At 69.6% G+C, this 24,682-nt stretch carries 14 protein-coding genes; 12 read left to right on the top strand and 2 right to left on the bottom strand.

Annotated features, from left to right (window positions below):
* Positions 1-15: 15 nt before the first annotated feature.
* Positions 16-10,653 carry an amino acid adenylation domain-containing protein gene (locus AB0927_RS02405; RefSeq protein ID WP_366665608.1) on the bottom strand — a complete coding sequence of 3,546 codons (10,638 nt, stop codon included), beginning with the start codon at positions 10,651-10,653 and terminating at the stop codon, positions 16-18.
* 409 nt (positions 10,654-11,062) lie between these two features.
* Complete coding sequence (locus AB0927_RS02410) at positions 11,063-11,776, bottom strand: response regulator transcription factor (RefSeq protein ID WP_366665772.1); 714 nt, start codon at positions 11,774-11,776, stop codon at positions 11,063-11,065.
* Positions 11,777-12,128: 352 nt separating this feature from the next.
* Here AB0927_RS02410 and AB0927_RS02415 point away from each other — a divergent pair, with 352 nt between their 5' ends.
* The 12 genes from AB0927_RS02415 to AB0927_RS02470 all read left to right on the top strand — a co-directional run bounded on the left by AB0927_RS02415 (position 12,129) and on the right by AB0927_RS02470 (position 24,663).
* Positions 12,129-13,571, top strand: a complete 1,443-nt coding sequence (locus AB0927_RS02415) for an aminotransferase class III-fold pyridoxal phosphate-dependent enzyme (RefSeq protein WP_366665609.1) — start codon at positions 12,129-12,131, stop codon at positions 13,569-13,571.
* Positions 13,565-14,629, top strand: a complete 1,065-nt coding sequence (locus AB0927_RS02420; RefSeq protein WP_366665610.1) for an NAD-dependent epimerase/dehydratase family protein — start codon at positions 13,565-13,567, stop codon at positions 14,627-14,629. The genes AB0927_RS02415 and AB0927_RS02420 overlap by 7 nt, the downstream gene beginning before the upstream one ends.
* On the top strand, positions 14,629-15,876 hold the full coding sequence (locus AB0927_RS02425) for an endonuclease/exonuclease/phosphatase family protein (RefSeq protein WP_366665611.1): 1,248 nt from the start codon (positions 14,629-14,631) through the stop codon (positions 15,874-15,876). The genes AB0927_RS02420 and AB0927_RS02425 overlap by 1 nt, the downstream gene beginning before the upstream one ends.
* 51 nt (positions 15,877-15,927) lie before the next feature.
* Positions 15,928-17,064, top strand: a complete 1,137-nt coding sequence (locus tag AB0927_RS02430) for a glycosyltransferase family 4 protein (protein WP_366665612.1) — start codon at positions 15,928-15,930, stop codon at positions 17,062-17,064.
* Positions 17,065-17,087: 23 nt separating this feature from the next.
* Entirely contained in the window at positions 17,088-18,119 is a 1,032-nt protein-coding gene (locus tag AB0927_RS02435; RefSeq protein ID WP_366665613.1) for a UbiA prenyltransferase family protein, read from the top strand.
* A gap of 49 nt (positions 18,120-18,168) precedes the next feature.
* On the top strand, positions 18,169-19,509 hold the full coding sequence (locus AB0927_RS02440) for a glycosyltransferase family 4 protein (RefSeq protein ID WP_366665614.1): 1,341 nt from the start codon (positions 18,169-18,171) through the stop codon (positions 19,507-19,509).
* The gene (locus AB0927_RS02445; RefSeq protein ID WP_366665615.1) at positions 19,506-20,450 is read left to right on the top strand and encodes a lysylphosphatidylglycerol synthase domain-containing protein; all 945 of its coding nucleotides are present in this window, start codon (positions 19,506-19,508) and stop codon (positions 20,448-20,450) included. The genes AB0927_RS02440 and AB0927_RS02445 overlap by 4 nt, the downstream gene beginning before the upstream one ends.
* A 159-nt stretch (positions 20,451-20,609) precedes the next feature.
* The gene (locus AB0927_RS02450; protein ID WP_366665616.1) at positions 20,610-21,041 is read left to right on the top strand and encodes an SUKH-3 domain-containing protein; all 432 of its coding nucleotides are present in this window, start codon (positions 20,610-20,612) and stop codon (positions 21,039-21,041) included.
* 69 nt (positions 21,042-21,110) lie between these two features.
* Entirely contained in the window at positions 21,111-22,586 is a 1,476-nt protein-coding gene (locus AB0927_RS02455; RefSeq protein WP_366665617.1) for a methyltransferase, read from the top strand.
* A gap of 79 nt (positions 22,587-22,665) precedes the next feature.
* The gene (locus AB0927_RS02460; protein ID WP_366665618.1) at positions 22,666-23,421 is read left to right on the top strand and encodes a hypothetical protein; all 756 of its coding nucleotides are present in this window, start codon (positions 22,666-22,668) and stop codon (positions 23,419-23,421) included.
* A gap of 139 nt (positions 23,422-23,560) precedes the next feature.
* Entirely contained in the window at positions 23,561-24,451 is an 891-nt protein-coding gene (locus AB0927_RS02465) for a helix-turn-helix transcriptional regulator (protein WP_366665619.1), read from the top strand.
* The gene (locus tag AB0927_RS02470; protein ID WP_366665620.1) at positions 24,448-24,663 is read left to right on the top strand and encodes a DUF397 domain-containing protein; all 216 of its coding nucleotides are present in this window, start codon (positions 24,448-24,450) and stop codon (positions 24,661-24,663) included. Before AB0927_RS02465 ends, AB0927_RS02470 begins: the two co-directional genes overlap by 4 nt.
* Positions 24,664-24,682: the final 19 nt, after the last annotated feature.

Below are 24,682 nucleotides of genomic sequence, written 5' to 3' on the forward strand. Positions count from 1 at the left end.
CTTCGAAGGCCGCGATCAGATCGCGAGCGCGGTCAGCTCTGCGATGCGGGCGCGTAGCCGCTCCAGTTCGCCGTCCGGCGCCGCCGCCGGTTCCTGGACGTCGGGGGGCACGGCGTCCGGCGGCACGGCCGTGGGGAGGATGACCTCGTCGTCGCCCAGAACGATGCCCCGGTTGTTGAGCGCGGGGCTGAACTTCATCAACGTCAGCCTGCCGACCGGCCCCGCGCACAGCCGTTCGATCGCCGCCGTCAGCTCGTCCGGCTGGATGAGCGGCGCCTGCGCTGCGACCACCGCGCCCCGCTCTCCCTCGGTGGGTGCGTTGTTGAAGCAGTAGCCCAGGTTCAGCACCTTGCCGACAGCGCCGTAGCGGCGTCGCACCGTCAGTGCGAACGAATCGAGGAACGTGCAGGCGGCCGCGTAGTTCGCCTGCTTGATGGCTTTGAGGTAGGAGTTGATCGAGGACAGGAACAGTGCGAAATCGAGCGGTTCACCGCCGAACACCTGCATGCACCGGACGCTCGCGTCGACCTTGCCGCGCAGTACGTCCTCGAACTGCGCCTCGCTCATCCGGGCCAGGCTCGCCCCCGAGAACACGAGGCCCGAGTGGATGACGCCGTGCACCGCGCCGAACCGTCGTACGATCTCGTCCTTCGCCGCGCGCAGGGACGCGAGATCGGTGGCGTCGGACCGCAGGTACAGCGGCGCGGGCCCGTCCGCGCCGGTCGCCTGGGCGATGGCGGCTTCGACTCGCGCGTCCTGCGGCCTGCGTCCGAGCCACACCACCTGGGCGTGGTACCGGCGGATCAGGTACTCGCTGATGACCGTGCCAAGGGCGCCCGCCCCGCCGATGATGACGTAGGTGCCGCCCTGCCGCAGCCGGGACGACGTCGGCGAGGCCGGCTGAACGGTCATCAGCCGCTGCTCGTGCCACCGGCCGTCGCGGTGGATACGCGGGTTGCCGTCCGGGTCCGCGGCCAGGTCGAGCACCGCGGCGAGAGAAGGCGCGTCGTAGTCCTGGACGTCCGCCACCCGCACCCGCCAGTGCGGGTACTCCTTCGCGGTCGATCCCGCCAGGCCGGCGACACCGGCGTGCGCCGGGTCGACGACCTCGGCCTCATGGACGGCGTGCGCCCGCTCGGTGATCAGGGTCAGGCCCAATGAGCGATCGCCGTACCCTGCGGCCAGAAGTGCTTTCACCGTGCGGAAGGCATGCAGCGAGCCGCTGGACTGGCCCTCGACGACGCTCGCACCAGACCGGTCGTCCACGGCGCTGGGCGCCACCCAGATCAGATGGTCGAGCTGCGGGACCGACCGGACGGACGTCTCCAGGTCGTCGTGCGTACTCCGCGACGGGTCCGCGATGACGTGCGCGCCTGGCAGGAGCGCGAGGAGAACGTCCCGCGCCCGCCCTGGGGACGCGATGATGCCCACTGATTCGGAACTCCGCGGCCACGTCTCGGATTCCGTCTGCCGAAGGGGATCCCACACCGGCACCAGCGTGGCCACGCCGTCCGCCGGATCCGGTGTCTGCTCGGCTCGACGGCCTGCGATGCCTCGCAGACGCAGGCATACCGTGCCGTCGTCGGTCGCGAGGTCGATGTCGATCCGGTCCGCGCCGCGTGCGTCCTCGGCACGGCGTACCAGGGCCCACATCGTGGTCGCGCCGGGGGCGAGGACTTCGGCCGACTTGATGGTGAACACCAATCCGACCCGATCGTCGCCGTCGAGCAATCGCATGCACTGCATCGCCGAGTCCACCATCGCCGGGTGCGGGACGGGGCCGTCCATGGTTCCTGACGCCGTGCTGGGCAGCCGCAGTTCGGCGAGCACCGCGTCGTCGCCGCGGTGTACCGCCACGACCCCCTGGAACGTGGGGCCGTAGGCGATGCCGCGATCCCGCCACTCGGCGTAGAACCGCCGGGGGTCGAATGCCGCGGACTGGAAATCCCGAAGCAGCGCGGGCAGATCGAGCGCCTGCGCAGCCGTCGGCTCCGCGGCGGACACCTCGCCTTGGCAATGGAGCACGGGCTCGTCTCCGGCGGACTCCGTGGAGGACACCGTGAACCGGGTGACGTCGCCGTCCGCGCGAAGAGCCACCCGCAGTGCGCGCGGCATCCCCGGCACCGAGAGGGGTCGCAAGAAGACGATGTCGTGCAAGCGAACCGTGTCGCTCGCGGTCCGCCTCGCCGCTGCCGCGACCCACTGCAGATACATGGCCCCCGGGGCGATCCCGGTTCCCCGCACCTGGTGTTCACGCAGGTAGAACTCGTCGCCGGTGAGGACTCCCCCATCGCGCCGCGGCCCGTCGTCTGCCGCCGCGCGGATCGGCAGCGCATAGCGTTCCCTCTCGAAGGGGTAGCCGGGCAGCGGAACGCGGCGGTGCGGGCGGTCGCGGAACAACCCGGCGAAATCCGGTGCCTCACCGTCGAGGAACTGTCGGGCGAGTGCCCACAACCCGGAGTCCGCGCTCCGCGCCGGGATGTCCTGCCCGGAGAGCCAGGTGGTGCACTGGCTCTCCAGTTCCGCGATGTCCCGGACCACACTCGCCCATCGATGCCGCAGGTGCCTGCGGCCGAGCAGAAGTGTGTGGCTCACATCGCCGACATCGAGGTCCGGGTGCTCGCGGCAGTGGCGCGCGAGCCGGGCCACCTGTTCGCGCAGGGCGTGCTCCGTCGCCGCGGACAGCGCGATCAACCGGGCCCCGTCCCGCCCGCTCCGCGGCGGCGCGGGCGGCTTCGACGGCTGCTCGATGACAGCGTGGGCGTTGGTTCCGCTCGCGCCGAGCGACGTGACCGCGGCGCGCCGCTTGCCGCCTTCGGGCACGGCCCACCGCCTCGGCTCCGTGTGCACGAAGAACGGGCTGCCGGCCAATGTGACACTGGAGTTCGTCTCGGTGTGGTGGGGCAGGCCGGGAATCACCTCGTGCCTCATCGCCAGCAGTGCCTTGATGACGCCGATCACGCCGGCCGCGGCCTGCGCATGGCCGATGGAGGCCTTTGCCGAGCCGAGCGAGCAGAACCGCTCGGCGTCCGTGAAGCCGCGGAACGCGCGATCGAGCGCCCGGAACTCCACCGGATCGCCGAGCTTGGTGCCGGTGCCGTGTGCCTCGACCAACCCGATCCCCGCGGGGTCGATTCCGAAGTCCTGGTAGATCTGCCGGATCAGCCGTTCCTGCGAGGTCCCGTTCGGCGCGGCGATCCCGTTCGTGGTGCCGTTGTGGTTGATCCCGATTCCACGGATCACGCCGTGAATGTGGTCGCCGTCCGCCTCGGCGTCCGAGAGCCGTTTGAGGATCAGCGCACCGACTCCCTCGGCGGGCACGAATCCGTCGGCCGCCTGGTCGAACGAACGGCACCGGCCCGTCGGGGAAAGCATCCCGGCCCGCGACGCCGCCAGGTACAGCCGCGGCGAGTTCTGGACGTAGACCCCGCCCGCGATCGCGGTGGTGACCTCGCCCGCCCACAGCGCCTGACACGCCAGGTAGAGGGAGACCAGCGAGCTGGAGCATGCGGTGTCGACCGCGATCGCCGGCCCGTGCAGGTCCAGGTAGTACGCGATGCGGGACGGCACGAGCGAGTTCATGTTGCCCCACAGTGCCTGGCCCGGGTAGTCGGACGGCCCCGTCATGTCCAGGTAGTCGCCCGCGGCGCAGCCCACGTAGATACCGCACCGGTCGCGGTCGAGCGACTCGCCCGCGTGGCCCGCGTCCTCGAGCGCCCGCCACGCTTCCTGGAGGAACAGCCGCTGCTGCGGCTCCATGTAGACGGCCTCCGCACCGGAGATCCCGAAGAAGAGCGGGTCGAACTCCTCGACGCCGTCCAGGAGACCGCCGTCCAGGCAAACGCTGCCCAGCGACGCGAGGTCCCAGCGGGACACCTTCGAGACGGCATCCCGGCCGGAGGCCAGCAGGTCCCAGAACTCGTCGACATCCCGGGCGCCCGGGAACCGGCCGCTCATGCCGACGATCGCGACGGGCTCCCGGCCATCGCCCGGCGGCCCGGATACCGCGGCCGGCCCGGAAACCGCGGACGACTCGGGTAACGCGGCCGGCTCGGATACCGCGGCCGGCTCGGATACCGCGGCCGGCTCGGATACCGCGGCCGGCTCGGATACCGCGGCCACGATGGCGGCGCCTTCCTCTTCGACGATGAAACTCGTCAGCCGCCTGATCGACGGGTTCTCGAACAGCACGCTCGGATCGAGGTCGGTGCTCAGCGACTCGTTGAGCCGGTGCACCAGGGAGACGCCGGTGAGCGAGTCCAGTCCGTAGTCGGCGAAGGGCTTGTCGGCCGCGAGCTCATCCGCGGTCAGCTTCAGCGTTTCGGCGAGGATCCGCTCGACGGTCGCGCGGACGTGCTCCTTGAGCGAACCGGGCGCGACAGGCCGCGGATCCCGGCGCGGGACGGGCGAACCGGCGCGCGCCAGCAGTACCTGCTGGCCCAGGTCGCGGGCCGGCTCCGCCAGCGGTTCGACCGTGTCGAACCCGCACTCCCGCAACACTTCGCGCCACGAGTTCGAGGACAGCGCCGGTCCGCCCTGGATACGCCTTCCGTCCGTGAACCGCCACCACCCTTCGAGGAGCCCGAAGGTCAGGTGCGACCACCAGTCGTTCCGGGCGAGCTCGTTGAGTACGAGGACTCCGCCGGGCCGCAGCAGTGCTCGGGCATGACGCACTGCCTGCACGATGTCCTTGGTGGCGTGCAGAACGTTGTTGGCGATGACGATGTCGTAGTCGCCCTCGGTGAGTCCCTGTGCGCCGGGCTCCCGCTCCACGTCGAAGGTCGAGAAGGACAAGGACGGCACGTGGCCGGCGAACCGCCGCTCCGCGTCGATCAGGAACGCCTTCGAAACGTCCGTATAGCGGTACTCAGCGAGGTCGCGGCCCGTCAGTCGGGCGAAAACGCGCTCGCTGGTGCTGCCGGTGCCCGCTCCGATCTCCAGCAGCCGGACCCCGTCGCGGCGGGCGTCCACCTCCGCGCGCACCGCGCCGGCCGTCACGTCGTTGAAGTAATCGGCCGTCGCGTTCCCCCGGTACGCCGGTTCGACCAGCTCGAACGAGCCGCCCGGGAACATGACCGCCGTGGCCTTCGTCCGCCCGGACAGGATCGCGGGCAGGGCCTCGATCATGCGCTCGGTCAGGCCGGTCTTGGCCGCCAGCTCCGGATCTTCGGCACGGGCGTCCTTCCACGCGCGCCAGGTGCGCCACGCCTGTTCGAGGCCTGGCGCACTCTTCCTGGGCGCCACGAACTCGCCCTCACGCACGAGTTCTCCGTGGCTCAGCAGCACGGTCACCGTGTGGTCGAGCCACTGGGCGAGGGACGGCGTGATCCTCTGCCCGATCAGGTCGCGACGGACGGGCGCGTCGAAGAGTCCCGCCGCCACGAGCTGTGCGAGCACGAGCGGGCGCGAGAGTCTGTCCATCTCGTCCGCGGCGGACGTGCGACCGGACAGGAACGTCTCGACGCTCTGTGGCCTGGCCGCGGCCACGAGCAACGATTTGGCGTCGAGCGGGTCAGTGGCCCGGGGAACCGACACCGCCTCGGCAGTCGGCCAGTACCGTCTGGCAGCGAACGGATACGCCGGCAGGCTCACCCGCACCGGCGGATTCGCGCCGTGGTAGGCGCGCCACTCGACGTCGACGCCGTTGACCCACAGGGGCGCGATCTTGTCCCACTCCCCGTGTTCGAGCCACCTGGCGGCCAGGTCTCGCAGCTCCCCGGGGCGATCGAAGAGGCCGAGCAGCTTGTCGTCAGGCCGTCGGGCCGTACCTTCGAACACCGTTCCGCGCGCCCCGCGCTCGACGTAGTCCTGAAGGGTCGCGATCAGCCCGTCGACGTCGTTCGCGAGGAAGACCACTCGTTCGGCCATCGCCCGCCGCCCGACCTGCAGCGTGTACGCGAGCGACGCCAGATCGCCGCGCGCGTCCCGGTATCCCGGCAGGAACTCCAGAAGCTGCCGCGCGAGGACGCCGAGCCGCTCCCCGTCGCGGGCCGAGAGGACCACCGCTTGGGGGCCGGGGCGTCCGGCGGCCCGCGCACCGGTCGGTGCCTGTTCCAGTACCGCGTGCGCGTTGGTGCCGCCGATCCCGAAGGAGCTCAGTCCCGCCCGCGCGGGCTCGTCGCCGTCCAGCGGCAGATTCCGGTCGGCCACGAAGAACGGCGACTCGTCCCAGTCGATCTCCGAGCTCGGCACGTCGCAGTGCAGGGTCCGCGGGACCTCTCCGTGCCGCAAGGCCAGGGCCACCTTGATGAGGCCGGCGATCCCCGCGGCCGCGTCCAGATGGCCGACGTTGCTCTTGACCGAGCCGATGCCGCAGTACTGGCTGCGTGCCGTGTAGTGGCGGTACGCCTCGGTCAGAGCCGCGACCTCGATGGGATCGCCGAGCCTCGTGCCCGTGCCGTGCGCTTCGACGTAGCTGATGGTCGACGGGTCCGTGCCCGCCTTGTCCAGCGCCTTGCGGATCACCTCGGCCTGGCCGCGCACACCGGGCGCGTAGAACCCTGCTTTGTCGCCGCCGTCGTTGTTCACCGCGATGCCGCGGATCAGGCAGTAGACGTGATCGCCGGCAGCGATCGCCTCACTGGCGCGCTTGAGGACGACCACGCCGACACCTTCACCGCCGGACATGCCGTCGGCGCCGTCGGCGAACGCGCGGCTGCGCCCGTCGCTCGAGAAGTTCAGGCCCGGCTGGTGCACGTATCCGAGTTCCCCCGCGGAGAACAGGCTGGCCGCGCCGACGATCGCCTGGTCGGCATCGCCGGCCAGGAGTCCCTGACAGGCGACGTGCACCGCGCTCAGCGCCGAGGAGCAGTTGGTACTCACCGCCATGCTGGGGCCACGCAGGCCCAGCTTCGTGGAAATCATCGTGGGCACCGTGCCGCCTTGGGCGAAGAGCCACGCGGCGTAGGTCTCAGAACTCGCCAGGACCCGCGGGCCCGACGCGTTCGCCATCAGAGCCGGGAGCAGGGCCTGGTAGAAGTTCGTGCTCGTGGACGTGATGACGCTGGTCTCGGGAACGTCCTCCGGGCGGTAACCGGCGTCCTCCAACGCCTGCCACGCGTGCTGCAACAGCAAGCGTGCCTGTGGGTCCATGAACTCGGCGTCGCGGGGCGAGATGTCGAAGAACGCCGCGTCGAACTCCGCCCTGCCGTCCACGACCGACCGCTGCGGCACGTATCCGGGTCGGTTGATCAGCTCCTTGGGCACTCCGAGCGCGCGCAGTTCCTCGACCGACCATGACGTGCCGCCGCCGCGTCCTTCCACCAGCGCGGACCAGAATTCGCGGTGGTCCATGGCTCCGGGGAACCGGCAGGAGATGCCGATCACCGCGATCGAATCATCGAGCGAGGCGTCGTGGGCCGCCGGAGTGGCATGGCGCGGATCAGGGTGCTGCCGGTGCTCGACCGGCTGCGCCGCAGGTGCCTGCCCAGCAGGCAGCAGCTCCGTCAGGTGCCGGGCCATCGCCGCGACGGACGGGTGCGCGAAAACGCTGGTGGGTCGCAACGAGCAGCCGAACTCGCGGTTGATCCGCGCCGCCGCCTCGATGGCCGCGAACGAGTCTCCGCCGATGTCGAAGAAGCCCGCGGCACGATCGATGTCACGCGAGCCGAGCACCTCTTCGAAAATCCCGCGCACGGTCCGCTCGATGTCGGGCGCGGCCACCGGGCTGTCGGCGGCCGGGAGCGGCACCGTCCGGGCGGCCTCGGTCAGCTTCGCCCGGTCGACCTTGCCGTGCGCCGTGAGCGGAAAGGCGTCCAGGGCCACGAACGCGGCGGGCAGCATGTAGGCGGGGAGGGTCTTGGCGAGTTCCGCGCGCAGCAGCGCGGCGTCGACCGGCGCGTCCCCGTTCCCGGTGTAATAGGCCGTGAGCCGGTCCGACAGGCCGGCATGCTCAAGCAGGACGACGCTTCGGGCGATCTCCGGGCGGGCATCGAGCGCCGCCTCGATCTCACCGAGTTCGATGCGATGGCCGCGCAGTTTGACCTGGTTGTCCATCCGGCCCAGGACGACGATCTCGCCATTCGGCAGTCGGCGCGCGCGGTCGCCCGTCCGGTACAGCCGTCCGGGCGCGAACGGGTCGTCCAGGAAGCGCTCGGCCGTCAGCTCCGGCTTCCGGTGGTAGCCCAGGGCGACCCCGTCGCCTGCGATGTGAAGCTCGCCGGTTACGCCGACAGGCAGGGGATTCAGGTTCTGGTCGAGGACGTACAGCCGGGTGTTCGCGATGGGGTTGCCGATGGTCACCGGCTCCTCACGGCTCAGCCGCTTGGCCGCTGACCAGATGGTCGTCTCCGTGGGCCCGTACAGGTTCCAGGCCTCGCCGCGCGCCACGAGTTGGTCCTTCAGACCGTCGGGTAACGCCTCGCCGCCGCACAACACCTTGACGCCCTCGGTGTTCTGCCACCCGACGCGCACCAGCATGGCCCAGGTCGCCGGAGTGGCCTGCATGAGGGTGGGCCGCCAGTCGGCGACCTTTTCGGCCAGCAACGTGGCATCGGCGGCCGTGGCCGATTCACAGACGCAGACGTGCCCGCCGGTGATCAGCGGGAGGTAGAGCTCCAAGGCGGCGATGTCGAAGCTGTGCGTGGTGACGGCCAGCAGTCGATCGTCGGACGCCACTCCCAGTGTGTGCGCCATGGCCGACATGAAGTTGGTCAGCGCCGCGTGCGGAACCACGACGCCCTTGGGCTTCCCCGTGCTGCCGGAGGTGTAGATGATGTAGGCGGCTGGAGGTGTCGAGGCTCGCGAGTCCGGCGCGTCGGCGGTCGTCTCCCTCGCCGCCGCCCGTGCCTGGGGGACCTGATCATCCTGGCGGTCTGTCGGGTACAGTCTCGCCTTCGGCGTCCCCACGGCGGCCAGTCTGCTCATCACCGCCTCATGGCAGATGACGAGTTGCGCGCCGCTGTCCTCGACCATGTAGGAGAGGCGTTCGGCCGGCAGCCGGTCGTCCAGGGGCAGGTACACCGCGCCGAGACTCATGACAGCGAGGAGGGCCACGACAAGGTCGAGTGACCGTTCGTAGCAGACCCCTACGACGTCCCCGGGACCGATGCCTCGACGCGTCAGCGCCTGCGCCAACGCCGAGCTGCGGTCCGCGAGTTCGCGATAGGTGAGAGTCCGCTCCCCGCAGGTGACCGCGGGGGCATCCGGGTTCGCCTCGGCCTGCTCCGCGAAGAGATCCCAGCACGTCCGATGCGCGGGAAAGTCGGCCTCGGTGCGGTTCCATGCCTCGATGACGAGGCGTCGTTCCTCGTCGTCGAGCAGGTTCAGCATGCCTGTCGGCGACTGCCCGTCCGAGTCGAGGATGCTGTCCACCAGGGTGGCGAAGTGTTCCGCCATGCCCACGACGGCGTGGGCCGAGAAGGCGTCGGGGTGGTATTTCCAGTTCACCAGGAAGCCGTCACCGGGAGCCACGTCCACCGTGAGGTCGTACTCACCCAGCTGGTACAGCCCGTCGACGAGCTCGAAGTCCGTCTCACCGGTGGCGCGGGCCCGCTCGCCCAGGAATCCGGAGAGAGCGGAATCCTGGTAGTTGTACACGATCTGATAGAGAGGCGACCGCGGATTCACGCCCCGAGCACCGAGATCGCCCACGATCCGGTGGAACGGGTAGGTCCCGTGCTCGAGTACTTCGAGCACCGTGGACTGTACGCGCCGGGCGAACGACGTGAACTCCTCGGAGGCGTTCGGCCTGCTCCGGACGGGCAGCGTGTTGACGAAGCAGCCGACGATCTGGTCGAAGTGTTCCGTCGGGCGCCCGGCCACCGGCATCCCGATGACGAGGTCCTCGCTCTCGGTGTACCGGTGCAGCAGAGTCAGGAAGGCCGCCAGGAAGAAGATCCCCGGGCTGATCCCATGGGACGCGGTGAAGGCCTCGATGGCGGCGGCCCGCTCTTTCGGCAGCCGACTGGTGAACACCTCGCCCACATGAGGCGCGTCCGGCAGCAGAGCCACCTGCGTGGGTAACCCTGTGAGGACGTCCGCGCCGGCGAGCTCCCGCACCCAGAACTCGCGGTCCTCCTCGGCGCGTTCGCCGGCGAGTACGTCCCGCTCCCACGCGACGAACTCACCGAATGAGGCGGAGCCGACCTCGATCGGCACGTCCCGCCCCTCGACCCGCGCCCGGTACGCACTGAACAGCGTGTCGATGACGAGACGCCCCGACACTCCATCGATCACGAGGTGATGAACGACCAGCAGAACGTACGCCTCGGACGCGGAGCGACGCAGAACAGCCAGCCTGGTCAAAGGATCAACGGCCAGGTCGAACGGCCACCTCGCGCTTTCCTTCAGAAAGTCCAAAACTCGATCGGACGACACATCGGAGATGTCCACGTATTCGACGAAGAAACCGTCCGCGTCTCCGTGGGACAGAAGCGGTCCGTCATCCGTCTCGCGCACCGCGGCCGAGAGAAGCGGATGCCGGGAAAGGGTGTCGCGGAATGCGGCCTGAAGCGCCGCGGTATCCACGTCCGCACACGAAAAGCACAGGGGAACGTTGTACGCGTATGTCTCCGGCTCCATTTTGGCAAGCGCCCACAGGCCGCGCTGCCCCTCGGACAAAGGAATGTCCACGCGTCTGTCGAGCTCGGCCAGTACCTCCGTCGTCGACATCTCGCCGTCGGCATACATGCGGGCGAGCGCGCGAAGGCTCATGACGGACTCCTTCCTGCCACACCACCCGGGTATGACGCTGCGGCAGAAGATCGCGAGCGAGCGCGAGGACCCTGCCCAAGCCTGCCGAAGATCAATTGGTGTGGTGATTCGACGTACAGCACTTCGGCCGGCTCCCACGCGACGGTGTCGAACGACTCGGGCTGGTCTGACCGCTTCGGCACGCTCACCAGCGCCGGGCGCTTGAGGCCTGCGCGCGGCGGCGAACAGCAGGGGCCCGATGTGGCCGTCGGGGTCATGACAATCAGTATGACGCGCAGACCGTTGCGCGTTCACACGTTTGTTCCGCTGTGGGGCACATCACTCGGAAAGCGCAGATGACGGAATCCGAGACAGACCGAGAAAGTCGGGTCTCGTCATTCGAGAGCTCGTGCCGGTATCCCGGTGACGCTCATCCGGGGCCGCCGCCTCTCCCGACCGGGACACCGGTGGCCGTACGGAGCCTGCCGCCGCGAGGAACGACGAGACCGGTCTCGTAGGCGAACACCACGGCCTGGGCCCTGCTGCTCACCCGGAGTTTCGTCATGGTGCGATTCAGATGGGATTTGACGGTCGCCTCACTGATGACCAGGGTCTCGGCGATCTCGTTGTTGGACAGGCCCTTGGCGGTGAGGCGGAGCACTTCGCGTTCCCGGGTGGTGAGTACATGGAGCCCGGACGAACCGTGGGCCGCGGGCTCGGCCCGTTTCACGTACGCGTCCACGAGACGTCTGGCGATGCTCGGGGCAAAGGGCAGGTCGCCCCGGGCGGCAGCGGTGACGGCGGCGACCAGACGTTCGGGACTGTCGTCTTTGAGGAGGAAGCCGGAGGCACCGGCACGCAGGGCGGCCGAAATGCTTTCGTCGCGGTCAAATGTCGTCAGAACGACGATACTCGGACGCGGCTCACAGGACTGGGCGAGAATGCGTTCGATGACCGATATGCCTGCGCCCGGTACCTGGATGTCGATCAGGATCACGTCAGGGTGACTGCCGGCGGCACAGGCCACGGCTTCCTCGCCATAGGAGGCTTCCCCGACGACTCGGATACCGGTGGCGGTGTGCAGCAGGGACAGTAATCCGGCCCGGATGAGTAAGTTGTCGTCGACCACGAGCACCCTGATCATTTCCGGTGACCCCCTGGTATCCAAAATCTTTGGCATGTCACTCAAGATTCGCTGGAGAGTGTGACGCTCTTCGGTAGTCCCATCAAGATGGCCCTGGGATGTGGCCGATTGTGGCCGCTGCGGCGATCAGAAGCCGCGCGAGCAGGACCGAAGGCGCGGGCCGCCTCCCCCGGCCGGGGATCCTGAGGCGGCGAATACTCATTCGTCCGTGGTAGCCGCACCTACCGTGGCGGTTGCAGACCGCCGCCCATTGCCACCTCAGGATGCACCAACGGTTCCACCTCTCACCCGAGGACAGCCGGCCCCTCCACCCCCTAGCGTTTCCGGCGTCACTGCGAACCCGGAGGTGGTAATGGGGAAAGGGACGGACCGACTCATATCCCTGACCGAGGCCGAACAACTGCCCGTCCACGAAGTGCAGGACCTGTACCGCCGATACGTCAACCAGAGCCAGGTCCGGCTCATGACCTCCTTCGGCTTCGGCCACGATCTGGTGGACCGCGCCGAAGGTGCCTTTCTGTACACCCGTGACGGCAGGCGAATCCTCGACCTGACCGGCGGCGTCGGGGTTCTCAACCACGGGCACAACCATCCCCGCATCCTGGCCGCCCGCCGGCGTTTCCAGCAGGAACAGCGCATGGAGGTCCACAAGACCTATTTCTCGCCCTATCTCGCGGCCCTGGGACACAATCTGGCGCAGATCCTGCCCGGAGATCTGAACATGTCCTTCCTGCCGAACTCCGGCGCCGAGGCCGTGGAGGGAGCCGTCAAACTGGCTTTCAAGTACCACGGCGGACGACGCGGCCGCATACTGCGCGCCGATATCAGTTTCCATGGCAAACTGCTCGGTTCGGGCGGGCTCACCGGCGGCGCCCAGAACCACTTCGCCTTCCCGACCATCCCCGGTATCGGCACGTTCCGTTACGACGATCTGGAATCGGTCCGTACCGCGGTCGCCGACCTCCGCAGGGGCAACGGGCGCAGCGACGTCTACGCCATCATCGTGGAGCCCTTCAGCGCCTCGACGATGCAGTGGTGCTCCGAGGAGTTCCTGCGGGGCCTGCGCGACCTCTGCACGGCCGAGGACATCGTGCTGATCTTCGACGAGATCTACACGGGCTGGGGCAAGACGGGCACGATGTTCTACTTCACGCGGTACCCGGATCTGGTGCCGGACGTCGTGACCACCTCGAAGTCCTTCGGCGGCGGCAAGTCCTCCATCTCCGCCTTCGTGGCCAGGGAGCCGGTGTTCCGCAGGGCCTACGACAACATGACCGACGCCATGCTGCAGAGCACCAGCACCACCTACTACGGCTTCGGCGAGGAGACGGCCACCGCGATCGAGGCGGTCGCCGTCGCCGTCGAGGACGACTTCCCCGGCCGGGCGCGCGCCCTGGAACGCGTGCTGGCACCCGGCCTGCAACGCCTCCGCAAGGCCTACCCGGACCTGGTCGCCGACGTGCGCGGGGCCGGCGCGCTCTTCGGCGTCTTCCTCTCCGGTGGTCCACGGGTGCTCGACGTGCTCGGCAAGCTGCCGGTCCCCAAAGTGGCCAAGGATCCCCTGCTGCGCACGAAGATCATCACGTCCGCGGTGGTCAACGCGCTCTACCGCGACCACGGCATCTACACGTACTACACGCTCAACGGCCGCAGCCCCCTGGTCGTCAGCCCCCCGCTGGTGGCCGAGCCCGCCGATGCCGAGCGCTTCCTCGAAGCGCTGGACGCCACCCTCGCCGAGGGCATGACCCGGCTGCTGACGCGGTTCGTCCGGGAGCGGGTGAGCACGCTGTGGTGACGGACGCCCTGCCCTCCCGGATAGCGGTGACCGGCGCCGCCGGCGTCCTGGGTTCCCATCTGGTGACACGACTGCTCTCCGAAGGCTGCCAGGTCCATGCCCTGGACCTGCGTCCGGTGGCACCGGCGCAGGGCCTGACGCCCTTCACCGGGGACATCCGCGACCCCCGGACGGTCGCCGAGGCCTTCGCGGGCACCGACGCCGTCGTGCACTGCGCCTCCGCCCTGCCCAGCTACCCCGCGTCGGAGATCCGGTCGGTGATCGTCGACGGCACCACCACGGTGCTGGAGGCCGCCGCGCGGGCGCGGGTGGCCAGGATCGTCCACGTGTCCTCCACGGCCGTGTACGGGCTCCCCCGGCTGGTGCCCACCCCCGAGGACCACCCCCGGGAGCCGGTCGACGCCTACAGCGGCGCCAAGGCGGCCGCCGAGCGGACAGCCGAGGCCTACCGCGAACGCGGCCACTGTCTGCCCGTCGTCCGGCCGAAGACCTTCCTGGGCCCCGGCCGCATGGGTCTGTTCGCCATGCTCTTCGAATGGGCGGACGAAGGGCGCCACTTCCCGGTTCTGGGCCGCGGTGACGTGCGGATCCAGATGCTCGCCATCGAGGACCTGGTGGACGCCCTGACCACGGTCCTGCGGGCACCGGAAGCGGTGGCCAACGACACGTACAACATCGGCGCGGCCTCGTTCGGCACCCTGCGAGAGGACTTCCAGTCGGTGCTGGACGCGGCCGGACACGGCAAACGGGTCGTGTCGGTCCCGGCCCGCCCCGCGGTCGGACTGCTCCGCACGCTGGAGCACTACCGGCTGTCGCCGGTGTACGGGCGGCTGATCTCCAAGCTGCTCGCCGATTCCTACGTCAGCGTCGACAAGGCCCGGGACAAGCTCGGCTTCCACCCCCGGTCGTCCAACCAGGAGGCCATTCTCCGTACGTACGACTGGTGGCGCACACAGCGTGCGGCAGCGGCAGGCGTCCCGGCGGGCAAGGCCGGCGGACGGACCAGCCGGGACCCATGGAGGCAGGGCGTGCTGGGACTCGCGAAGGTGTTCTTCTGATGGCCGCCACGGACACACCGGGCGGCGACCCGTCCGCGCCCCCGGCCGAGGAGGACACCGGCCGGGACTCACCGGACCAGGCACCGGACACGGCGGACCAGGCACCGGACACGCCAGAAGAGGCACCGGACGCGCCAGAAGAGGCACCGGCCGCCCGCCGCTGGTGCCGGGGAACGCGACTGCTCGTCGCGGGCACGGCGCTCTGGACGGTCTTCCTCACCCTGCACGTCCTGCTCATCGGCCGCTGGTGGCCATGGCACATCGTCGAGGTCATCCCGCCGCTGACCATGGTGGCGGTGCCTCTGCTGCTGCTCGCACTCGTACCGTTCGCGGCGCCGGTGCGCCGCTGGCTCTCCGCGGTCCTGGTGCTCCTGTTGCTGGCCGGGGCGCACGTGGCCGGCTTCGGATGGCCGGACACCACCGCGGGCGGCGCCCGGGGCACGAAGGTCAAGGTCTTCGCCTGGTCCACGGACTACTGGCAGATGACGTCCGGCAATAAGGAAGCCTTCTACGCCTTCCTGCGCCGCCAGGACGCCGACGTGTACCTCCTCCACGAATACCTCAACTGGAACTACTGGAGCAGGGACGAACAGAAGAGATGCACGAGCCCGGTCCGCATCGACGACTCGGCCCGGCTGCACGCGGAGTTTCCCGGCTACCGGCTGCTCGTGCAGGGCGAGTTGGTCACCCTGTCCCGGTTGCCCGTCGTCGCGGCACCCCATCAGCACGTTCCCACCACGGGTGACGACTGGTACTGGAAGGGGTCGAAGGCTCAGCGCACCGATATCCGAGTGGGCCGGCGCACGGTCTCCTTCTACAACGTGCACCTGCCGATTCGCTTCCGGCCCTGCGACATCCGCTACGGATGGAACCGTTTCACCCAGGCCAACAAGGACCAAGGGGACTGGTGGCGCAGGGAATACCGCAACCTGCGCGCGGACCTGGGCAGCAACCCCCACCCTGCCGTTGTGGCCGGCGACTTCAACACGGCCTGGATGAACGACTACCCACTCGGATCCGGTATCCAGTCGCACAACCCGAGTGGCTCCCTGTTCCCCGCCCGCTCCTGGCCCGCCTGCGACGGCTCCTGCTCACTGCCCCGGTCATGGCGCATCCTGCCCGAACTGTGGCGTTTCGACTGGCTGTTCACGACCAAGAGCCTGACGGTCACCAGCTACCACCTCCACGGCGGCGAGTCCCTCTCCGACCATTCGGCTCAGCAGATCCGCGTGGTCGTCCCGAGCTGAAGCGTTCTCGTGAGCCGGGGACCCCACGTCAGACACAGAAAGGGACGCACCGTGCTGCGACCTGACACGTTCGATGTGACGGTGATGCTCGACTACTACAGCCCGTACGTCAGTGGTCTGACGGAGGCCGCGCGGCTGACCGCCGAAGGGCTCGCCGGCCGTGGCTGGAAGGTCGCGGTGGTCTGTGCCCAGCACGATCCCGCACTCGCCCGTCACGAAGTCGTGGGCGGTGTCCACGTCTTCAGGGCACCGGTACTCGCCCGGATCAGCAGGGGCTTCATCAGTCCCCGACTCCCGCTGCTGGCAAGGCACCTGGCGGCACGCTCGCGCATCGTCCACATGCATCTGCCCAACCCCGAGGCCGCGTTCGTCGCCGCGCTCAAGGGCAGCGCGCGGCTGGTCGTGACGTACCACATCGACGTCTTCCTGCCCGACAGCCCCGTCAACCGCTTCGGGATGTGGGCCGTCGACCAGTCCTGCAAGGCGGCCGTACGGAAGGCGGACCTGGTCATCACGAACAGCGAGGACCAGGCACGCGGGTCCCGCATCTGGCCGACGATCAGGCGCCGCCGGCTGCTGCCCGTCTCCTCGCCGTGCGTCGACCGCAGCGGCGGCACGCCCCGGCTGCGCGACGGGGACGGGCTGCACATCGGCTTCATGGGCCGGATCACCGTGGACAAGGGCATCGAATACCTCATACGGGCCTTCCGCGCCATCGACGACCCCGGGGCACGACTGCTGATCGCGGGGGACTACGCGACCGTGGCGGGCGGCAGCAACATCGCCCAGCTCCGCCGGGAGGCCGGCGACGACCGGCGGATCCGCTTCACGGGTCTGCTGCGCGGTGACGCGGTACGGGACTTCTACGCCTCGATCGACGTCTTCGCACTGCCCTCGGTCTCGGAGTCCTTCGGCATCGTCCAGGTCGAGGCGATGATGGCCGGCATCCCGCCGGTGAGCACGGAACTGCCCGGTTCCCGCTACCCCGTCGCGGCCACGGGCTTCGGGCGGCTGGTCCCGCCCAGGGACCCGGAGGCGTTGCGTGCGGCGATTCTGGAGATGGCCGAACTGCCTGCCGAGGACCGTGAGTCGGGGCGCCAGGCAGCGACGAAGCTCTTCGGTGGGGAGGCGTTCCTCGACGCGCACGAAGAGGCGTTCCGGCAGCTCCTGAGCGGCAGTCGGCCGTGAAGCGGCTCGGCAGCGGAGACACCGTGGACGACCAGGGCGGCCAGGCCGCGGCCAGCCCGCCCGCTCCCGGGGCATCCGCACCCCCGACGGCGTCGGCGACGGCTCCGGCGGAACCGGCCCGCGCGACGAACGGCTCGCACGGTCAGCGCCGGGACGGCACGTCACGCACCGCGCCCCGGCGTTCTGGGCTGCCGGCGGCGCTGGCGCTGCTGCGCCCTCGCCAGTGGGTGAAGAACGTCTTCGTCCTCGTCAGTCCGCTGGCCGTGGCCCCCGCCGCGCTCCTGCACCACCTCGCGGGGGCACTCGCCACGTCCGCCACGTTCACGGCGGCCTCCGCCGCGGTCTACGTCCTCAACGACTGGCTCGACCGCAAGCAGGACCGGCTGCACCCGGTCAAACGCCGCCGCCCGCTGGCCAGCGGGCGGATCGGCCCGCTCGGCGCGCTGCTCCTGGGCGCGGGCTGTCTGACGGTACTGGCCGTCTGCGGCGCACTGCTGCCGCCGGCAGTACAGGCTGTGACGGCCGCGTACGTGATGCTCAATCTGGCCTACTGCCTGGCGTTGAAGCACTTACCGCTGGTCGACGTCAGCGTGATAGCACTCGGCTTCGCCCTTCGGGCCCTGGCCGGCTGCCTGGTGGTGTCGGCCCCTTTCAACCCCCCGCTGATCACATCCACGTACTGCGCCTGCCTGCTGTTGGCGCTCGGCAAGCGACGCCACGAACTCGTCACCGCGAACCTCCGGGAACGGGCGGCTGCGCAGCGGCCCGCCCTCACGGGGTACTCGGTCCCCTTGCTCGACCAGCTCATGGCCTTGCTGCTGGCCGCCACGCTGATCAGTTACGAGCTGTTCGTCCTGTCCGCACCGCATCCGCACGCCGCCGTGCTGACCGTCGTCACCATGCCCCTCGCCATCTTCGCCCTGTGCCGCTATCTGCAACTGATGGCGATGCACCGCGGCAGTGAAGAGCCGGGCCATGACGTGTTCACGGACGCACCGCTCGTGATCAACGCCGTTCTGTGGCTGGGCAGTCTGACGGTCAGCCGATTCCTCTGAGTACACCGATTCGGGAGTCCACTGAGGCCGCGAAGAGAGGATGGTCCCCTTGAGTCGCCCAAGCCCGGCCCTCGGCATCGCCCCACCGCCCTCCCCGCTGCGGCGGGTGATAGTGGTCTGCCACCAGTACCCGCCCTGGAACCTCGGGGGGCTGGCCGAGTACGCCGAACGGTCGCTGCACCACCTGCGCCACGAGCACCCGGAGTTGCGGCTGACGCTGTTCACCATGAACTGCCCGGACGACTTTCCGCCGAGGGAACTGGACGCGGACGGCGTCGAGATCCGACGGCCGCGCATGCCGAGGGGGCTCAAGCGCCGCCTTCTCGAACCCGGCAGCCGGCGCTCGCTGGGCGGCCAGGGGTGGTTCGGCCTGGCCCTGCTGCACTTCAACCTCACGGTGTTCCTGGCGCTGCTGCGCTCCCGACCCCGTCACGCCGTCGTCGCCGTGCACGACTGGCAGAGCGCCCCGGCGGGCATCCTCGCCGCCACCCTGCTGCGACTGCCGACCGTCTACCACGTCCACAACACCGAGCTCACGATGACCACCGGGTCCGAACTACCCGACCCGTTCGGGCTGATCGGCGCCGTCCAGCGGTGGATGAGCCGGTTCGGCACCTCGATCATCGCGCCGACTCCCGAGATGCGGGCGCTGCTGGTCCGGCACGGATGGCCGGCGGACCGGATCCGGGTCGTACCGCACGGCTACGAGGACCACGGCCCCGCGCCCGCAGCGCATGCCGTCGAGGAGGCGCCGAACTCGGCGAGGCGGGAACTGGCGGCGGCCTTCGGGTTGCCGCCCGAGGCCCGGATTCTGGTCTTCGCCGGCCGGCTCAGCCGGGTGAAGGGCGTTCACCTGCTGCTTCGCGCCCTGCCATCGATCGCCGAACGCCACCCGGACGTCCGGCTGTTCGTGCTCGGCGCCGGGCTCGCGGGATCCGACCAGGACGCCGAGGTCAGCCGGCTGGTGACCGAGCTCCGGCTGCGGGACCGCGTCCACGTCTACCACCGCCATCTGCCGCACGAGCAGGTGCAGCGGCACTATCTGGCCGCCGAGGTCTGCGTCTTCCCGTCGACCTACGAGCCGTTCGGCCTCGTGTCCGTCGAGGCCATGTCGAGCGGGGTACCGGTCGTGCTCGGCCCGGGGTTCTCGGAGACCATCGCGCACGACGGGCGGGACCGGGCCGCGCTTCGGATGACCGGTGACAGCCCTGCCGAGCTCGCCCGGCTGGTCGTCTCACTGCTGGACGACCCGGCCGGAGCGGCGCGCCTCGGGCGACGTGGACGCGAGCACGTCCTGCGGTCCTTCCGGTGGTCGACGGCGGTCTCCGCGACGCTCGCCGTCTACCGGCAGGCCGTGTCCCGCCGGTCCGGAGCGGAGGTGGCGGGATGAGCCCCGGAAGTTCCAGGCGACCGCGTCTGTCCGTGGTGGTGCGCTGGGTGGCGGTGGGCGCGATCGTCGTCTGCCTGTGCTGGACGGTGCGGGGGCAGGACTGGTCCGCCGCGCGCCCGGTACTGACGCTGCGGGCGCTGCCGTACCTGGCGGCGTCCGGCGCGCTCAACGTCCTGGCCCTGGGGTGCGCGATGCTCTCCTGGAGAAGCATCATGGCCGAAGTCGGCCATCCGCTGCCCAGACTTCAGGCGGCCCGCATCTACTTCTTCGGGATGACCGCCAAGTACCTGCCCGGTCAGTTCTGGGTGGCCATCACCCAGGCGAGACTGGCGAAACGGGCCGGGGTGCCGAGCCGGGCCAGCATCGCCGTCTTCCTCCTCAACGTCCCGGTCATCCTGCTCACCGGCCTACTGGTCGGGGCCCTGGCCGGGCCCGGGGTGCTGGGCGGCTGGGGCTGGCTGCTGCTCGCCCCGGCCGCGTTGCTCGCCGTCGTCCTCCTGCGACCGGAGGTCGTCGGCCGGACTGCCGCGGTGGTGGCCAGGCTGGTCAGGCAGAAGCCTCCCGCGGTGACCACCGGAGGCAGGACCCGTGCGGCGGTCTGCTGGCTGCTCGCCTGTCGGCTGGTCTCGGGGCTGCACCTGTGGCTGTTGGTGCTGGCGCTCGGCGCCCCGGCCATGCGGTCCCTGCCGCTGAGCATCGGCGCCTTCTCGCTGGCCGCCGTGTCCGGCATGCTCGTGGTGTTCCTGCCGGACGGCGCGGTGGTCCGGGAGCTGCTCACGGCCGGGATCCTGGTACAGGTCCTCCCGGTGACCGCGGCGGCGGCCGCGGCCATCGCGAGCCGGGCGATCTGCCTGGGCTCCGAACTGCTGCTGATGGCGGTGCTGCTGGGCAACGCCGCCCTCGTCCGCAACCGTGAGGCCCCGGCGCGGCAGGGGGTTTGAGGGAGCGGGTCGCAACCGCGGCGCGCGACGGGATGCCAGGATGTCCGGATGGTCAGCGCTGAAGAGTGGAACCGCGGTTCCTCCATGAGGACTTCGCCCAGTGGCGGGCGAACCGCCGGCCGGGCCGGCCCGGAGGTGACGTCCCTGCGGGAAACCAGCGTGATCGAGGAAACCCTGCGCGCCGCCGGGTGGCGACCGGGACGGCGCGTCCCGGTCGCCCGCTGGCGCGAGAGTCTCGAGAAGACCGGCATGGTCCGCATGCACGGTGCCGCCGAAGCCTTCCTCGCGGAGTTCGGCGGCCTGGACGTGTGGATCGGCGGACCGGGCATCACCTGCGCCAAGGCCCCTTTCACCTTCGACCCCGACAACCTGATCGGCGAGGAGGACCGCTTCGCCGACTGGAGCACGGCCATCGGGCGCGCCCTCTTCCCCATCGGCGAACTCGACCAGGGCAGGTTCTTCCTCGGCATCGACGAGAACAGCGAGATCTACCTGGTCGAGACCTGGCTGGCCACATTCGGCCCCGCCCCCGGGGCACTTGAGAAGCTCATCCTGGGCATCGCTCCGCAGCGGATCGAGACCGCCGGCTGAACACCGGCCGGGACACGGGCGGAAACCGCCTCCGCGTCCTTCTTCGGCAAGTCGAGCATACTTCCGCGTATGTCCACCACACAGGCCGAATGGGACCACGGCTACAGCCAAGGGCACCGATACCGGCCGCTCAGTGACGCCGAACGCTCCCTGCTCGCCACACGGGTGCCAACCACCGTCGGTGGAAGGGCACTTGACGTCGGGTGCGGAACCGGTGAACTCGCCGCACACCTGTCCTCGACCGGATACACGGTGGACGCCGTCGACTGGTCCGGGACAGCCCTTGCCGAAGCCCGCGCGCGCCACGGCGGGGTCGCTCGCTGGCTGTGTCTCGACGTCGAGGAGGACGACGGGGCAGTGCTGGACGCCGACGGCTACGACCTGATCACCCTGCGCCTCGTCGCTCCGTTCCTCAGCCACCGCGACCGCACCCTGGGCGCGCTGGGCCGGAGGCTGCGGCCGGGCGGCGCCCTCGTGCTCATCACCTCGCTCGCCGCCGACACCCCCGCCGAACGGCGCGGTATCACCCTGGACGAGGACGAACTCGCACGCCTGCGGAGCCGGTGGACGGAGGCAGAGCGGCACGATGCCGACGGGCTGGCCTTCCTCGTCCTGCGCGGGCAGTACCAGGACGAGGCCGCCCCGCACCTCGCGGCTCAGCGCACCTCGTCGAACGCTCACCTCGGAGAGGAGGACGCTTCCCGGCGCCACCATCACTTTCACCTCCTGGGGCGCTACTACGCGCAGGTGGAGTCGGGACGCAAGACGATCGAGGTCCGTGTCGCCACCCCGGAGAAGGCCGCCGTCAAAGCCGGGGACGCCATCGTCTTCCACGACCGGGACAGCGGCCGGGAACTCGACGTCATCGTGAAACGGGCCACGCCGTACGCCTCGTTCGAGGACCTGCTCGACGCGGAGGACCCCGCCCGCATCGACCCGGACGGTCGACGGGAAGAACTGCTCGGCGATCTCCGCGGCATCTACCCGACGGCCAAGGAGAGGCTCGGCCCCATCGCCTTCGAGTTCGACCACCGTCCGGCACGGCCCGGCCGCCCCATGCCGATGATGCCCTTTCAGTACGCGCAGACCGTGCCCCACCACACGGTGTACGGCTGCCTGTACGTCCGTGACATGCACGACCGACCGGTACAGCTCCGCTCGGTCTACGGCTCCCGGCTCTGGCAGTTTCCGGGCGGCAACCTCGACGCGCAAGGCGAGGATCCGCTCCGCACCGCCCAGCGCGAGGCGGTCGAGGAGACCGGTCTCGAACTCGGTCTTGGTGAGCCGAGGCTGCTCCTGACTCACTTCCTGCATGCCGGACCTCGGTTGCCGCTGAACAAGGTGGGCTTCATCTTCGACGGCGGCCGGCTCAGCGCGGACCAGCTCCGCCGGATCCGCCTCGATCCCGCCGAACACGACATGTGGGCCGTCCACGACCTCGCCGACTGGCAGGAGTTGATGGCCCCCCGAGCCTTCGCCCGCCTCGACGCCGTCGAACGAGCCCGCCACGGCGAGGGCCCGGCCTACCTCGTCACGCATACGTGACCGCGTCGCGCTCGCCCACTGAGGAGAGTTCGTATCCGTCGAAGCTCCGAAAGGAGCATCCCGCGATGAGGAAACGGCCATGGTGAGGTTCGCGGTCACCGAATCCGTGAGCGTCGAAACGACGATGAGTCCGCTGCCGTACACGCCCCGCTTCGATATCACCGTCCCTGCTGTCACCGTTGCCGGATACGCGGACATGGAGGGCCGAGAACGGTTGCTGGGCAAAACCTTTGGCAGCACGCAGTGGCTGTGGGCGGCGACCGACGACATCTATTTCGACCAGGAAACTCGGAAGCTGGTTGGCGTCAGCTTGTTCGTCCCCCCGCTATTCACCTCCGCACAGGTCTGTTACCCGTCTGATGGGCCACCCGCCCGCTTGGCAGGGCTCCGCGCAAAGGTCACAGATGCCTTTGAACTGCCGCAAGCAACCGCCTTCCACTGTGATCCTGATGCAACCGAACTGAGGTGCGTACAGGATCCCGCGCTGCTCGGTGTCGTACCGGACGTGCGGGTCGGCATCGCTTGCGGCCTGACACTCCTGGTAAGGAGCGGCAGGATGATCGGCTGGAGCCTCGCCGATCCCGCGCACTACCTGACGGGGGGCTTCGCCGAGCCTGATCCTGGCCCGCCGTCCCCTGCCACTCGGCGCCGACTCGCAGAGTGCCTAGCCCTGATCTCCGAACCGCTCGTTGACAAGGTGATGGACCAAGTCCCGGACGCCTGGAACTACCTCAGGGAGACCGAACGCGCGCTGCGCGAGCAATCGGACGACGAGCATCGCAGGGATGTGTTGTACAAAGTCGTCAGTCGCCTGATCGAGGACTACAAGTCGTGAGCACACTCACGATCCGGCAGGACTGGATCTCCACCTAGTACACCGGCCGGTTGTACGCGTGGGGTGTCCCCGGGTACGAGGTGTGCGGCGTGACGGTGTGCCGGTGCGGGGCGTTGGATCGGGGGAAGGGGTGGTGCACATGGTGGAGCAAGAGACTCAGACGGCTCAGGATGCGCCGGCCGGGATCGAGCAGGAAGGCGAGGACCGGGAAGGGTGGCGGGCGGCGGACAGTGCCGGGCAGGGGGTCGTGGCGGCCTTCGGGCAGACCCTGAAGACGCTGCGGGTCCGGGCTGGGCTGGGACGGGCGGAGCTGGGGCGGCGGCTCGGGTATTCGCCGTCGACCGTCGCCTCGTTCGAGCAGGGACGCAGGATCCCGTCGCCGAAGACGATCGACGAGGTTGACGACGTCCTGGGCGCGGACGGGCTGCTGCGCCACTGGAAAGCGGAGATGGAGAAGGCCCAGTTCCCGGTGTTCTTCCAGGGGATGGCGGCGCTGGAGAAGACGGCCATCGAGCTGCTCGCCTACGACTCGCACGTGGTCAAGGGCCTGCTCCAGACCGAGGAGTACATGAGGGCGGTGCTGGCCATGCGCCGCCCGCCCCTGGACCCGGAGACGATCGAGCAGCGCGTGGCCGCACGGCTGGCCCGGCAGGACATCTTCGACCGGCGGCCCGCGCCGCTGCTGAGTTTCGTGATGGACGAGGCGGTACTGCGGCATCGGTACGGCGGCAGGGAAGTGCTGCGGGGGCAGTTGGAGCACCTGTTGCTGACCGGTCAGAGGCGCAATGTCGAGATCCAGGTCATGCCGCTCGAAGCCGAGGACAACGCGGGCGTGAACGGGCCGTTCACGGTAGTCACACGCAAGGACGGTAAGAGGTTCGTCTACGCCGAGAACCATGCGACCAGCAGCCTTGAGACCAGCCCGGAGCAGACGGTTCTCGCGGCCGCCCGCTATGGGATCATCCGGTCACAGGCTCTCACTCCGCGAGAGTCAACGGAGTTCATCGAAAGGTTGCTGGGATCGCTATGAACAACGCTGAGTCCTCGACCGCCACTTCCGACCTCGCCTGGTTCAAGAGCAGCTACAGCGGGACCGAGGGCGGTGACTGTGTGGAGGTCGCGGCCGGGGCGGCCGCTGTGCACGTCCGGGACTCCAAGGCCGTCGCGGGGCCCGTGCTCACGGTGTCGCGTGCGGCGTGGGCGGGGCTCGTCGGGCTGGCCTCGTCGGAGCAGGGCGTCTGACGGGTCGTACGGCCCCGGA

Source organism: Streptomyces sp. NPDC048106 (assembly GCF_040706415.1).
GTDB lineage: Bacteria > Actinomycetota > Actinomycetes > Streptomycetales > Streptomycetaceae > Streptomyces.